This is a genomic window from Chromohalobacter marismortui (assembly GCF_004364315.1).
In the GTDB taxonomy this organism is placed as follows: Bacteria; Pseudomonadota; Gammaproteobacteria; order Pseudomonadales; family Halomonadaceae; genus Chromohalobacter; species Chromohalobacter marismortui.
On the sequence record NZ_SOBR01000010.1, the window covers coordinates 80,178 to 94,705 of the forward strand.

Here is a 14,528-nt window from a genome sequence, read left to right on the forward strand (position 1 = left end):
TCCTCCAGTCTCGACGCTTAGCCACCGGCCGGGCTGAATACGAGAATCAGCGCGCCGGTCACCAGCAGGTTAATCAGGGTCAGTGGTAGACAAATCTTCCACCCGAAGCTCATCACCGCGTCATAGCGGGGACGCGGCAGAGCCGCGCGTAGCAGTACGAACAGGCCCACGAACACGGTGGTCTTGAGCAAGAACCAGACGATGGGCGGCAACCACGGGCCGTGCCAGCCACCCAGGAACAGGGTCACCAGCAGCGCGGATACCAGCACGATGCCGACATACTCGCCGATGAAGAACATGCCCCATTTCATCCCCGAGTACTCGACGTGATAGCCATCGGCCAGTTCCTGCTCGGCCTCGGGTTGATCGAACGGGTGACGGTGCGTCACGGCGATACCGGCGACCAGAAAGGTACAGAAGCCAAAGAACTGCGGCACGATGAACCATACCGTTTCCTGCGCGGCGACGATCTCGCGCATATTGAACGAACCGGCCATGGCCACCACGCCCATCAGTGACAAGCCCATGAAGACTTCGTAGGAAAGCGTCTGCGCCGAGGCGCGCATCGCCCCCAACAAGGCGTACTTGTTGCCACTCGACCATCCGCCGAAAAGCACTGCATAGACGTTGATGCCCGCCATGGCGAAGAAGAAAAGCAAGCCGATGTGCAGGTCGGCCACCCCCCAACTGGGCGTGATGGGGATGATCATGAAGCTCAACAGCAATGACGCCATGGCGATCGCCGGTGCCAGCACGAAGAAGGTACGATCGGCGAACGGCGGAATCCAATCCTCCTTGAAGAGGATCTTGAGCATATCGGCGAGGATCTGCAGCACCCCGAACGGCCCGACGCGGTTGGGGCCGTGGCGATCCTGCCAGAGGCCCAACAGGCGCCGTTCCACCATGGTCAGCAACGCCCCTGCGCCTACCGCAGCGAGCAGGATCACCAGTGATTGAAACAGCGCGAATGCGATCGCCTCGACCTGTGGCGTCCACCAGCTCATGCGCTCACCTCCTGACGTTCGAGATGGGCCCACTCAGGCGCGGCCAAGGACAGCCCCGACTGATCCGGTACGCCGATTACGCCGTCGGGCCATGCCTCGCTGACCGCCACCGGCAACGTGAGCCGCCGCTCGCCCAGGTGGAGCGTCAACGGGGCGCCCGGCGACATCCGCAACCGCTCGGCGGTCCCACGCGATACGGTAAAACGTGTCTCGGCCATGCGCGCCTGGATCGGCTCGGCCCGCGCCGAGGTCTCATCGCCCCCGAACAAACGCGCCTGCGGCACCGCCAGCCATTGCGCGTCACGCGCGACGAAGCGGGGCGGCAACGTTCGGGCATAGTCATAATCCCCGGGTAACGGTCCCAGCAACCGCACGCCGGGGTCACCGGCCCGCAAGTGCCCCCCGACCTCATCCTGGAACTTGTTCCAGGCTTGCGGGGAGTTCCAGCCCGGCGCCCAGGCAAAGGCCACTTCGCGACGGGGTTCGGCATATCCCGCGTAGCCTTCCATGGAGAATGCGAACGGCGTATCGGGGTCCTGCGGTGCCCGGGGCTCGCTGACATCGAGATTGGCACGCATCGCCGTACGGCCGCTGTAGCGATGGGGTTCGCGTGCCAGGCGCAACCCATGCACGCGATAAGCGGCGCTCAAACCGGCATCACCGGCCGGCGCCAGCGCCGGATACGTCTCGGCCACGTCCCACGTCACCTCGTCCAGCGTAAGCGGCGTGACTGCCTGGCGTTCGACGCTGGCCTTGAGCGCATTGAGCCACCGCCAGCTCTCGCGGATGCGTGTTTCAGGGCGGATATAACTGGGGTCGAAGACTTGATAGAAACGCTGGGCACGCCCCTCCAGGCTGATCAGCGTGCCATCGCTCTCGGCAAAGCTCGCCGCCGGGAGGCCGACATCCGCCCGGTCCCAGGTCGCGGTGCGCTGATGATCGAGCGTGACGATGCAGTTGGCGCGTTGCAAAGCGGCATCGGCCTGACCCGCATCGACCCGGGCGTACAGATCATTCTCGAGGATCACCACGCCATCGGCCTCGCCACTGGTCAAGCATTCCAGAGCCCAATCCAGCGATTGCCCACCGAGCAACGACAGGCCGGTGCTGTTGGCCTCACGACGCACCAGCGATAGCGCCCCGGGGCGTGTCCGCCGCGCCAGGGCACACGCCACATTACCGGCTGCCTCGAGCACCGCTGGCGTCCCCAGCGACCCTCCCGAAACCACCAGCGGACGCTGGGCCGCCAGCAAGGCCTCGGCGATGCGCTGGGCCAGCCCTGTGGTCGCGTCGTCGAGCGCCTCCGGGCACGGTGCCTCGGGGTCGATGTAGTGCGCCACGGCGAAACCCAGCCGCGCGATGTCGTCGGGCGCGGCATGGTAGGTCTGCTCCGCCAATGCGTCCAGCTCGGTCGCATCCAGCGTGGCCAGGAAAAAAGGATGATGCGCTTCTTGCGCCAGCGTCTTCACCGCCTCGGCGTTCCAGGAAGGAATGCCGCGCTCGGCGGCCAGCGCCTCGCCCTTGGCGTTGACCGCCTGACGAATGGCCAGCGCCATGCGCGCGGCGCTATTGATGAGGTCCTCGCCGAGCACCAGCACCGCATCGCAACGTTCGATCTCGCGCAGGCTCGGCGACGGCAGGCCGCTGCGAGTATTGAGTTCGTTCATGCGCACCAGCAACTCGAGCTCACGCGCCCCAATACCGGTGGAGAAGTTGGCGTCCCCCACCAGCGTGCGCAGCATATGATTGCTTTCCAGGCTGGCCCGCGGCGAGCCGATGCCGATCACGCGGCGCGCGTTGCGTAACCCATCGGCGGCACGGTCGAGCGCATCGTCGATTTCCAGACTGATGGTGCCACCCACCACGCCGGCCGCGCCGGCCCCCGCATCGACGCGCTGGCGTTCGCGCCACTCCGGCACTCGGGGGCGATCCTCGCGGTTCACGTAGCCATAGCCGAAACGCCCGCGGTCGCAGAGAAAGTAGTGATTCACTTCACCATGATAGCGATTCTCGATACGCCGGATATCGCCATAGCGCTCGCCGGGACTGATATTGCAGCCCACCGCGCACTGATGGCAGACGCTGGGCGCGAACTGCAAGTCCCACTTGCGGGTATAATGTTCGGAATGCGTCTGATCGGTGAAGACCCCGGTCGGGCACACCTCGGTGAGATTGCCGGAGAAAGGACTTTCCAGCGTGCCTTCCTGAAAGCGCCCGAAATAGACGTTGTCGTGTGCGCCGAAGGCACCCAGATCACCGCCCCCGGCATAATCGTTGTAAAAGCGCACGCAGCGGTAGCAGGTGATACAGCGATTCATCTCATGGCCGATGAAGGGCCCCAGGTCCTGGTTCTGGTGGGTACGCTTGCGGAACCGGTAACGGCGACTGTCATGGCCGGTCATCACCGTCATGTCCTGCAAATGACAGTGGCCGCCCTCCTCGCAGACCGGGCAGTCATGCGGGTGGTTGATCATCAACCATTCGATGACGTTGGCGCGAAACGCCTTGGCTTCATCATCCTCGATGGAGATGTAGGCATCATCCTGCACGGGCGCCATGCACGACATCACCAGCATGCCCTGGTGGTCATCGGCGTCCTTGTACTGCTTGACCGCGCACTGGCGGCAGGCACCCACGCTGCCCATGGCCGGGTGCCAGCAGAAATAGGGGATATCCAGCCCCAGCGACAGGCAAGCGTGCAGCAGGTTGTCGGCGCCGTCGACCTCGTAATCACGGCCATCCACGTGAATCGTTGCCATTATTGCTCCTCGCCCGTCGTCATCGTCACGTCGTTCATACGCTACCCACCGGGATCGGGTCGGCATGCGCCGCGCCCTGGCCGCGCGTGACGCCACGTTCGAATTCATCACGGAAATAGTGGATCGCCGACGCCAGCGGCATGGCCGCGCCCGGCGCATGGGCGCAGAAAGTGCGCCCCGGGCCCAGGTCTACCGCCAGCGACTCCAGCAAGTCGATATCGCCTCGCTCGCCCTCGCCAGCCTCCAGGGCCTGCAGGAGCTTGACGCTCCACGGCAACCCATCGCGGCATGGCGTACACCAGCCGCAGGACTCGCGGGAGAAGAATTCCTCCAGGTTGCGCGCCAGCGACACCACGCTCTGATCGTCGGCCACCACCGCGATGAGCCCGGTGCCCAGACGACTGCCGGCCTTGCCGATGGTGTCGAAATCCAGTGCCAGCTCGAGATGCTCGGGCAGCAGAAAGCCCGTACTCCCGCCACCGGGCAGCCAGGTCTTGAGCGTATGGCCATCGCGCATGCCGCCGGCCCGCTCGAGTAGCTCGTTGCCCGTGGTGCCCATGGGCAACTCCCACAGGCCGGGCCGCTTGACCTTGCCGGAGACGCCGTACAGCTTGGTCCCCCCATCGCCGCTCTTGCCCTGGGACAGGCCCTGATACCAATCCGCGCCATGCAGCACGACGGACGGCACGTTACACAGCGTCTCGACGTTATTGACCACGGTGGGCTTGCCCCAGGCGCCGCTTTGCCCGGGAAAGGGCGGCTTGGCCCGAGGGTTGGCACGTTTGCCCTCCAGCGAATTGATCAGCGCGGTTTCCTCGCCGCAGATATAGCGCCCGGCGCCGGTATGCAGCGCAATATCGAAATCCCAACCGCTACCGGCCACGTCACGGCCCAGCCAGCCGGCGGCACGGGCCTCGTCCAGGGCGCGTTGCACCGTGCGCGCGGCGTCGACGTATTCGCCGCGCATGAAGATATAGCCCTGATAGGCATTGTTGGCGAAGCCGGCCAGGATCATGCCCTCGATGAGTAGATGCGGCTGCTGCTCGAGCAACAGGCGATCCTTGAAGGTGCCGGGCTCCATTTCGTCGGCGTTGCACACGATATAGCCGCGTGGGATGCCTTCACCCTGCATGGTCAGGCTCCACTTGAGCCCGGCGGAGAAACCGCCGCCGCCGCGCCCGCGCAGGTTGGCGGTCTTGAGTTCCTCGATCAGCGTCTTCGAACTCAGATCGCGAAAGGCCCGCTCGACGCTGGCGTAGCCCTGCTGCTCGCGATAGTCGTCGAGCATCACCGGCGTGCCGTCGTCGTTGAGCCGAAAGGTCAACGGATGCGTTTCGGGGCGGCGTTCGTCGCGGTCTTGCAGAATCCGGCTCATGCCTCGCTCTCCCAGTTCATGCGTACGCCTCCAGCAACGTAGGGATCTCCTCGGGCGCGACCGGCCCATGCGTATCGTCGCCGATCATCAACGCCGGACCGCGATCGCAGGCGCCCAGGCAGCACACCGGCAGCAGCGTGAAACGGCCATCCGGCGTGGTCTGTCCGAAGCCGATCCCCAGATGCTCGAAAAAGGCATCACGCAACGCTTCGTAGTCGGTCAGAAAGCAGGAGCTGCTGTCGCACAGCAGGATCACATGACGCCCCACCGGCTGGCGAAAGATCAAACTATAGAAGGTCGCCACACCCTCGACGCTGGCGGGGGATACGCCCAGCTCACGGGCGATGGCCTCGATGGCGGCGTCCGGCACCCAGCCATGGCGTTTCTGCACGATCTTGAGCGCCTCGATGCTGGCCGCCTGTGGATGTGGATAATGATCGCGCTCATGGGCGATCGCCGCCCGATCCTCGTCGTGCAATACGAAACCGTCGGTGGCGATGGGCGCGGAGGTAGAAGTCGAAGCGTGTGTCATATCAGCGGTCCACGTCGGCCATCACGAAATCGATGCTCCCCAGATGGGCGATCAAATCCGGCACCAGGGCACCGCGCACCGCCGCGGGGATCTGCTGAAGATGCGGGAAGCTGGGCGTGCGGATGCGCGTACGATAGCTCATGGTGTTGCCATCCGAGGTCAGGTAATAGCTGTTGATGCCCTTGGTCGCCTCGATCATCGACAGCGACTCGTTGGGCTTGAGCACCGGCCCCCAGGAGACCTGCAGGAAGTGCGTGATCAGGGTTTCGATGTGCTGGAGCATCTTCTCCCGCGGCGGCGGCGTGGTCAGCGGATGATCGGCCTTGTAGTCGCCGGCCGGCATGTGATCGACGCACTGTTGAATGATGCGCAGGCTCTGACGCATTTCGTCGATGCGCAGCTGTCCGCGGTCGAAGGCATCACCGTTGGCACCCAGTGGCACCTCGAAATCGAAGTTCTCGTAGCCGGAATAAGGACGCTGCTTGCGCAGATCGAAGTCACAACCGGTGGCACGCAGGTTGGGGCCGGTGACGCCCCACTCGAGGGCCTCGCGGGTGGTGAACGCGGCCACCTGCTTGGTGCGCTCGCGGATGATGGCGTTTTCCATCATCGCGCGCTCATATTCGACGAGCCGTTTGGGCATCCAGTCGAGAAACCCCTGGACCAGCCTGTCCCACCCCTTGGGCAGATCGTGGGCGGTGCCGCCGATGCGGTACCAGGCCGGGTGCATGCGAAAGCCAGTGATGCCCTCGATGACCTCGTAGGCCTTCTGCCGGTCGGTAAAGGTGAAGAACACCGGCGTCATCGCGCCCAGATCCTGCAGGTAGGTCCCCAGAAACAGCAGGTGACTGTTGATGCGGAACATCTCCGCCATCATCACGCGAATGGTCTTGGCGCGGTCGGTGACCTGAATACCGGCGAGCTTTTCCACCGCCATCACATAGGGCAGGTTGTTCATCACCCCGCCGGTATAGTCGATGCGGTCGGTATAGGGAATGTAGCTATGCCAGGACTGACGCTCGGCCATCTTCTCGGCGCCGCGGTGGTGGTAACCGATGTCGGGCACGCAATCGACCACGACCTCGCCGTCGAGCTGCAGGGCAATGCGGAAGGCACCATGCGCGGAGGGGTGATTGGGTCCCAGGTTGAGAAACATGTAGTCCGCGTTCTCGTCCTGACGCTTCATCCCCCAGGATTCGGGGTCGAAACGCAGCGCTTCCTGCTCGGTATCCTGGCCTTCCACGGTCAGCGTGTAGGGATCGAACTCGGTGGCCCGCGCCGGATAATCCTTGCGCAGCGGGTGCCCGTTCCAGGTGGGCGGCATCAGCAAGCGCGTCAGGTGCGGGTGGCCTCGAAAATCGATGCCGAACATGTCCCAGACTTCGCGCTCATACCAATTGGCATTGGGATACAACCCCGTGACACTGGGCACCTCGAGGTCACGCTCGGACAGCGCCACCTTGAGCATGATGTCGCGGTTACGCGAGATCGACATCAACTGGTAGAAGACCGTGAAATCCGCAGCGGGCAGGTCTTCACGATGGCTACGCAGACGCTCGTCGATGGCATGCAGATCGAAGAGCATCTCGAAGGGCTCGGGCATGTCCCGCAGGAAACCGAGCACTTCGAGTAGATGCTCGCGGTCGAGCCACAGGACCGGCATGCCGGTGTACGTCGCTTGCTCGACGAACACGTGGTTGCCGAAGCGCGCAAATAACGCCTGGACCACCGGGTCATCGGCGTGCGGGTGATTGGCGTATGGCGATTGAACTGCGCTCATGATCGGTTTTCATTCCCCCGGCAAGTGGATCGACTTCGTGCAACAGGCGACGGCATCAGGCACGGGGCCTATACCTCATCCGGGGAGCGTAGTTCCGTCACGGCAATGCGCCGGTCACGATTCGCCTCGCGCTGCGACGGCATCTCGGCGCGGTAGACACCCTGATCGCCGACCACCCAGGAAAGCGGCCGACGCTCCTCCTGAATGGAGTCTTGAAGCAGTTGCAACCCTTGCAGGAAGGCCTCGGGGCGCGGCGGACAGCCGGGCACGTAGACGTCGACAGGGAGAAACTTGTCGACGCCCTGCACCACCGAGTAGATGTCGTACATGCCCCCGGAATTGGCACAGGAGCCCATCGAGATCACCCACTTGGGCTCGAGCATCTGATCGTAAAGCTGCTGGATGACCGGCGCCATCTTGATGAAGCAAGTGCCGGCAATGACCATGAAATCGGCCTGACGCGGGGACGCGCGAATCACTTCGGAACCGAAGCGCGCCACATCGTGCGGCGCAGTAAAGGCCGTGGTCATTTCCACATAGCAGCAGGAGAGGCCGAAGTTGTACGGCCACAGGGAGTGTTTGCGCCCCCAGTTGACACTATCGTTGAGCACGTCTTCCAGCTTGCCGGTGAAGACGTTGCGGTGAACCTGCTCCTGCATCGGATCATCGGTGGTTTCACGCTTGTCCAGCGGATAGCTCGCGCTACCCGGCGCCGGCTCTTTATCCGCTCGCGTCAGGGTATATTGCATGATGCGCCTCGAAGCTCTGAAAAAGAAAATTCGGGTATCTGGCGCTCTGCCGACCGTCGCCGGCTCAAGGCCGCCTCTTAGGGCGGCACGCTCATCGATCCGTCACGATATCGGGCGATTGACCGCGCTTGCGTGGCGCCCACTCAAGGGCGCCGACACGACTATCGTAGACCAACCCCGCCAGCAGGATGAAAATGAAGACGGCGGCGCCGGCAAAGCCTTCCCAGCCCACCTCGCGAACCGATACGGCCCAGGCGAACAGGAATACGGCTTCGATATCGAAGATCACGAACAGCATCGCGACCAGATAGAACTTGACGGAAAAGCGTTGGCGGGCATCGCCGGTACCGACAATGCCTGATTCGAAGGGGAGGGACTTGCTGCGACCGCGGCTACGACCTCCGAGCAGACTCGCGGCACCGATCATCAGGGCACATAACGTGAACACGGCTATTATGAATAGCCCCACAGCCCAATACTCGGCGATCAGCGCGGTTGCCTCATCGGTCATTGCCATGCCTCACAAGCAGCGGATAGCGCGGTAGGGCGCTACCCCAATATTCGTTATCATCGAGGTGCATGCACCTCGTGGCGCCATTCACGTTGCCTGCGTGTGGCGAGTCCCTACGATTCTAGGGGATTTAAAAGCGCCTGTCAGGAAGACCAGCGATAAAGTTAGTAAGTTAACGCCATGCCAGACACCATGACCACCACACACCCGACCCCGTACGTAAGCCTTCACTCACGTCGAAAGCGTTATGCAGAAAAGGGTATTTTACTAAAACATGGTCCTGCAGGAGCGTGCCACCTGTCGCCGGGCATCGACGAACGTCTAGGTTGCTCAACCACCTCCTGCGTCGCGCCACCACGCACCCTGTTCAGCGCGCGCTTTGCCAGTATCCTATGCATCACGCAAGCGTTCGATCCGCCACACTGGGCGCACACCAAACCCGCACACTGAAGGTCAGGCCATGTCCGTCACTGCGACACCTCCCAATGTCCTCACCATTGCCGGTTCCGACCCTTCGGGGGGCGCCGGGCTGCAGGGGGACATCAAGACGTTTTCGGCATTGGGCACCTACGCCACCAATGTCATCACGGCGGTGATCGCCCAGAACACGCAAGGCGTGCGCGCCGTGCATCCAGTCCCCGCCGACATGATCGCCGAGCAGCTTGACAACCTGTTCGGCGATGTACGCATCGACGCGGTCAAGATCGGCATGGTGGCGAGCATGGACGTCGCCACGACGATTCGCGATGCCCTGGCCCACCACCGGCCACGCTGGATCGTGCTCGACCCGGTGATGGTCGCCAAGAGCGGTGACATCCTGGTCGACCGTGCCGGCATCCGCGCGGTGCGTGACGTCCTGGTGCCCTTGGCCGATGTGATCACCCCCAACCTGCCCGAGGCAGCGGTGTTGCTGGACACCGAGACACCCCGCACCACTGAGGCCATGGCGTCCCTGCTCCCCGAGCTGACACGCCTCGGCGCCCCGTATGTGGTGCTCAAGGGCGGCCACCTCAGCGGTAGTGCCTGCCCGGACCTGCTGGCCACGCCACAGGGTGTGGAGTGGCTCGAGGCACCACGCATCGCCACCCAGAACCTGCACGGCACCGGTTGCGCACTTTCCTCGGCGGTGACCGCCTATCTCGCCCGCCTGCCGAGCGACGCCCATGCCCATGCCGATATCCACGCGGCCATCGGCGACGCCAAGCGTTGGCTGCATACGGCGCTGGACGCCAGCCAGCATCTCGCTGTCGGCCAGGGACGGGGGCCGGTGCATCATTTTCATGCCTGGTGGTAAACGCATGTCGTCGCCCCGACTTGCAGAGCCGACCGAGGGCAGCCATGCTTGGCTTCACTGCCATGCCTTTCAGGGCTGCAGCGCTCTTCATCCGGCTCGACGTCAGCGCGGTGTCGCGACCATCCGCACGCCGCCTTCTCGCAGGAGGGACGTATCATGCCTCAGACCTTGCTACTGGCTTGCGACCTGTCCGCCGATAACCGTGCTGCCTTTGCACGCGCCATCAAACTCGCGTACGCCAGCGGCAGCCGCCTGGATATCCTGCACGTCCTCGACCCCTATCTCCCGCACCAGGCACTGCGTGATCTGGAACGCAACGTCGTCGACGAGCTCGAGCGCCAGCTGACCGACATTCGCGAAGACTATGCCCTGCCCGCGCCCGAGACACTCATACAAACCATCACCGGCGCCCCCTACGCCGAAATCATCCGCGAGGCGCATGACCGGGACGCCGCCATGATCGTGCTCGGCACCCACCGCAAACGCGGCCAGCATGCCCTGGTCGGCGGCACGACCCTGGCCAGGGTGCTCAGCCGCGCGCCATGCCCGGTACTGACCGTGAGCCACAGCCCCGAACAGGCCTGGCAGGACGTGCTGGTGCCGGTGGATTTCTCACTGGCCAGCCGCCATACCCTGCGCGACGTCCTGACGCACTTTTCACAAGCGCGCCTGACGCTGCTGCATGCCTGGCATCTGCCCGGCGACGATGAAATGGGATCCGACAGCAGCTATGCCCGCTGGCGTGAACGCGAGCTCGCCGCGCGACGTATCCGCCTGGAAGCGGAAATCGACAAGCTCATGGAGGAGGTCGGCGACGTGCCGGAACTCGAGCTGGTGCTCGAGCAAGGCGAACCCGGCGAGGTACTGATGGATTACCTGAGACGTCAACCGCCCGACCTTCTGGCGCTCGGCCATCAGGACCTGGCACTCTTCGGTCGTCATCAACCGGCGCCCCTGATCGAGCGACTGCTTGCCGAAGTGCATGTGGACATGATGGTATGCCGGGCCTGGTAACGTGAATTCTCAGCCCTCGCGTCGACAAGGATCCTCACCATGCGAGCCGTCATTCAACGTGTCAGCCATGCCAGCGTCGATATCGACGACCGCACCACGGGTGCCATCGACCAAGGCGTGATGGCCTTGATCGGCGTGGCGCCCGCGGACACTCATGCCCACGCCGACAAGATGCTGAACAAACTGCTCAAGCTGCGCCTATTCAGCGACGAGGCAGGCAAGATGAACCTTAACGTCCAGCAGGTGGAAGGCGGCTTGTTGCTGGTCCCGCAGTTCACCCTCATGGCCAATACCGCCAAGGGCCTGCGGCCGGGCTTCGATGGCGCCGCAACACCCGCCCACGGTGAGGCGATGTTCGATTACTTGGTGACGCAGGCACGTCAGGCCTGGTCGCGTGTCGCGACCGGTGAATTCGGCGCCGACATGCACGTCTCGCTGCTCAATGACGGGCCCGTGACCTTCATCGTCGAGACATGAGGTGCCGTCATCCGCGCGCCTGCACCCGCGCTGGGCGACCGTCTCCGGATGTCAGGCATCTTGCATCAACGCCGCTTCACGCTCTTCGATCGCCTCTTCGGCCTCCAGCCAGCGCTGCTCGAGCGTCTCGAGACGGCTCTGCGTATCGCCCTGACGCCCCAACAAGTCGGTCAGTTCTTCCTTGCGCGCGCTATCCTGGTACAGGTTTTCATCGGCGAGGGCGGCTTCCAGGCGCTCCAGCTCTGCCTGAGCCTGGCTCATGTCTCGTTCGATCTTGTCGCGCTCACGCTTGAGCGGCCGCAACTTTTCACGTAGCTCGGCAGCGGCACGGCGTGAAGCTTTGCGATCGCCCTTGGGGGCTTCCGCAGCCACGTGACGCTCGGCCTTTTCCTGGCGCGCATCGCGCCGCTCACCCTCGAGGCGCGCCTTGAGCCAGGCACGGTAATCGTCCAGGTCGCCGTCGAACGCGGTGACGCCACCATCCACGACATGCCAGAACTCATCGACGCTGGCGCGCAGCAAGTGGCGGTCGTGAGAGACGATGATCACCGCCCCCTCGAATCCGGCCAAGGCCTGGGTCAAGGCTTCGCGCATTTCCAGATCGAGGTGGTTGGTCGGTTCATCGAGCAACAGCAGGTTGGGTTTTTGCCACGCGATCAACGCCAGCGCCAAGCGTGCCTTCTCGCCCCCGGAGAATTTCCCCACGCTGTCAAAGACGTCATTGCCGTGAAACCCGAAGCCCCCCAGGAAGTTGCGAATCGCCTGTTCGCTGGCCGTCGGCGACAGCCGCTGGATGTGCACGAACGGTGTGGAGCGAACATCGAGATGCTCGAGCTGATGCTGGGCGAAGTAGCCGATCGCCAGGTTGTCACCGGGGACACGCTTGCCCTCGAGCAAGGGTTGCTGCGCCGTCAACGCCTTGATCAGCGTCGACTTGCCCGCCCCGTTGGCGCCCAGCAGCCCGATCCGCTGTCCCGGCAGGATACTGACACTGACATGCTCGAGCAGCGGCGTTTGACCATACCCCAGCGTGGCATCGTCGAGCACCAGCAGCGGCGAGGAGGTCTTGTCGGCACTCGGCAGGGTGAAGTGAAACGGTGAGTCGGCATGCGCGACGGCGATGGTTTCCATGCGTTCCAGCATCTTCAGGCGACTCTGCGCCTGGCGCGCCTTGTTCGCCTGGGCACGGAAGCGCGCCACGAAACGCTCGATCTCCTCACGCCTGGCCTGCTGCTTGGCGGCCTCGGCCTGGGCACGCGCCTGGCGCTCGGCCCGCGTATGTTCGAAGCGCGAATAATTGCCGCGATACAGCATCAACTGACGCTGTTCGAAGTGCACGATGTGATCGCACACCGCGTCCAGGAAGTCGCGGTCATGGGAAATCAGCAACAGCGTGCCGGGATAGCGTGCAAGCCACTGCTCGAGCCATAACAAGGCGTCGAGATCGAGGTGGTTGGTCGGCTCGTCGAGCAGCATCAGGTCAGACGGCATGAACAGCGTTTGCGCCAAGCTGACACGCATCCGCCAGCCCCCCGAGAAGTCCGACAGCGGGCGATACAGATCGTCCTGCGTGAAACCCAGCCCTATCAGCATTTGCTCGGCGCGCGGACGCGCGGTATAACCCTCGAGCGCTTCGATTTCGCCATGCAGCTCGGCTTCACGGTGGGACTCACCGCTTGCCTGAGCCTCGGCCAGGGCGTGTTCGGTGGCCCGCAATTCAGCGTGACCGTCAAGCACATACTCGACCAGCGGTCGGTCGAGGGCCGCCACCTCCTGTGCCATATGCGCAATGCGCTGCCCACCGGAGAGTTCCACCGTGCCGTGCTCCGGGGTCAGCTCCCCCAGCAACAGCTTGAACAGGCTCGATTTGCCCGACCCGTTAGCGCCCACGACACCCGCTTTGGTACGGTCGTGCAGCGTAAGGTCGGCGTTCTCGATCAGCGGCTGCGTCCCGCGTTGCAGCGCGAGTTGGCGAAATGCGATCATGCCCGCTCCGGTGATGGTTCAGTGAGTTCCGCCGCCATGCCTGCCAGGACGGCTGGAGATTGCCCATGCATTCTACCCAATTGTGCGATGTCCTGCGGAATCCGCCGCTTTGGGATTATGCCTTGGCGTTATATCAGCTCCCCGAGGTTGCCGACGCCTGCTTGCAGCTACAGGATGAGGCAGGCGCCGATGTCTGCGAGTTGTTGTGGCGCTGCTGGCTCGATCGCCACGCTCTCGTGCCTACCGACGAGGCACACAGCGCCGTGGATGACATTCGTGCCTGGCAAGCCGAGGTCACCCAGCCGATCCGTCATCTACGCCGCACGCTCAAGCCAAGGGCACAACATCACCAACAGGTGGCGACGCTGCGCACCCATCTCAAGGAAGCCGAACTGCTCGCCGAGCGCGAAACACTGCGCCAGTTTCAAACCCTGAGCGAAACCTCGCATGCCGTACGCACGCGCCAGCCGGACGACGCCAGCCTGACAATGCAGCTGACAGGCTGCCTGGCCATGCACGCACCCGCGCAGAACGCCGCGCTGGCGACGCTGACGACCCAACACCGGACACTGCGTCCATAATGCTTGGTCTCATACGAGCGCCCCACTGCCCGCAGGCGCGCACATGACGCATGTATGGATGAGCCATTGACGAGTGGCGCTTGTCCCGCAAACTCTGTAGGTTTTATAGAAGCCAGTCCGGTGAGTCGCGACACACTTCACGACCCAGCGCGGACGTCGAGATCCATGCCCTTCGTGCGACGAATCGGCCATCACAAAAAGGACTCTACGACATGACATCTTCACAGCCTGCCAATGGCGATGCCAAGCCTGAATCACGCAGCCCCTTGCTCCGGGCACTGGGCGTCATCGACGATGCCCTGAGCATCGTCGAGCGCGTTATCGTCGCAGGTGGCGTACTCGCCATGGCCGTGCTGATGAGCGCCCATGTAGTGAACTGCACCCCGAAAGTTGGACACCCAATCCAACCTTCGGGGTGTTTCTATGAGGAACCAGTACAGCGACCAGTTTAAGTGGCAAGTGGTAC

General features: G+C 63.6%; 13 protein-coding genes. 4 read left to right on the forward strand and 9 right to left on the reverse strand.

The genetic code is table 11. The features are described from left to right. Positions 1-17: 17 nt before the first annotated feature. The 7 genes from nuoH to C8E00_RS15785 form a co-directional block, all read right to left on the reverse strand. Positions 18-1,004: an NADH-quinone oxidoreductase subunit NuoH gene (nuoH, locus tag C8E00_RS15755; RefSeq protein WP_133698471.1), complete on the reverse strand. Its 987-nt coding sequence runs from the start codon at positions 1,002-1,004 to the stop codon at positions 18-20. Next, positions 1,001-3,763, reverse strand: coding sequence for an NADH-quinone oxidoreductase subunit NuoG (nuoG, locus tag C8E00_RS15760; protein WP_133698472.1), 2,763 nt, complete (start codon positions 3,761-3,763; stop codon positions 1,001-1,003). The genes nuoH and nuoG overlap by 4 nt, the downstream gene beginning before the upstream one ends. Before the next feature lie 34 nt (positions 3,764-3,797). Further along, positions 3,798-5,138 (reverse strand): NADH-quinone oxidoreductase subunit NuoF, encoded by a 1,341-nt coding sequence (gene nuoF, locus C8E00_RS15765; RefSeq protein ID WP_133698473.1) that lies wholly within the window; start codon positions 5,136-5,138, stop codon positions 3,798-3,800. Positions 5,139-5,154: 16 nt separating this feature from the next. Next, the gene (gene nuoE, locus C8E00_RS15770) at positions 5,155-5,670 is read right to left on the reverse strand and encodes an NADH-quinone oxidoreductase subunit NuoE (RefSeq protein WP_133698474.1); all 516 of its coding nucleotides are present in this window, start codon (positions 5,668-5,670) and stop codon (positions 5,155-5,157) included. A gap of 1 nt (position 5,671) precedes the next feature. Next, positions 5,672-7,450: an NADH-quinone oxidoreductase subunit C/D gene (gene nuoC, locus C8E00_RS15775; RefSeq protein WP_133698475.1), complete on the reverse strand. Its 1,779-nt coding sequence runs from the start codon at positions 7,448-7,450 to the stop codon at positions 5,672-5,674. Between the two features lie 68 nt (positions 7,451-7,518). Then, the gene (locus C8E00_RS15780) at positions 7,519-8,199 is read right to left on the reverse strand and encodes a NuoB/complex I 20 kDa subunit family protein (protein WP_133698476.1); all 681 of its coding nucleotides are present in this window, start codon (positions 8,197-8,199) and stop codon (positions 7,519-7,521) included. 91 nt (positions 8,200-8,290) lie between these two features. Further along, positions 8,291-8,710, reverse strand: a complete 420-nt coding sequence (locus C8E00_RS15785; RefSeq protein ID WP_133698477.1) for an NADH-quinone oxidoreductase subunit A — start codon at positions 8,708-8,710, stop codon at positions 8,291-8,293. 460 nt (positions 8,711-9,170) lie between these two features. Between C8E00_RS15785 and thiD the strand changes: the two genes are divergently transcribed. The 3 genes from thiD to dtd all read left to right on the forward strand — a co-directional run bounded on the left by thiD (position 9,171) and on the right by dtd (position 11,495). Then, complete coding sequence (gene thiD / locus C8E00_RS15790; RefSeq protein WP_133698478.1) at positions 9,171-10,004, forward strand: bifunctional hydroxymethylpyrimidine kinase/phosphomethylpyrimidine kinase; 834 nt, start codon at positions 9,171-9,173, stop codon at positions 10,002-10,004. A 156-nt stretch (positions 10,005-10,160) separates the two neighbouring features. Continuing rightward, on the forward strand, positions 10,161-11,018 hold the full coding sequence (locus tag C8E00_RS15795; RefSeq protein ID WP_133698479.1) for a universal stress protein: 858 nt from the start codon (positions 10,161-10,163) through the stop codon (positions 11,016-11,018). A 39-nt stretch (positions 11,019-11,057) separates the two neighbouring features. Next, positions 11,058-11,495, forward strand: a complete 438-nt coding sequence (dtd, locus tag C8E00_RS15800) for a D-aminoacyl-tRNA deacylase (RefSeq protein WP_133698480.1) — start codon at positions 11,058-11,060, stop codon at positions 11,493-11,495. Between the two features lie 51 nt (positions 11,496-11,546). Here the strand turns inward: dtd and C8E00_RS15805 are convergent, their stop codons facing one another. Next, positions 11,547-13,481: an ABC-F family ATP-binding cassette domain-containing protein gene (locus tag C8E00_RS15805; RefSeq protein WP_133698481.1), complete on the reverse strand. Its 1,935-nt coding sequence runs from the start codon at positions 13,479-13,481 to the stop codon at positions 11,547-11,549. A gap of 65 nt (positions 13,482-13,546) precedes the next feature. Here C8E00_RS15805 and C8E00_RS15810 point away from each other — a divergent pair, with 65 nt between their 5' ends. Beyond that, positions 13,547-14,062: a TIGR02444 family protein gene (locus C8E00_RS15810; RefSeq protein ID WP_133698482.1), complete on the forward strand. Its 516-nt coding sequence runs from the start codon at positions 13,547-13,549 to the stop codon at positions 14,060-14,062. A gap of 254 nt (positions 14,063-14,316) precedes the next feature. Here the strand turns inward: C8E00_RS15810 and C8E00_RS16655 are convergent. Next, positions 14,317-14,528: hypothetical protein (locus tag C8E00_RS16655; protein ID WP_208291951.1), on the reverse strand; the 212-nt coding region annotated here is incomplete at its 5' end.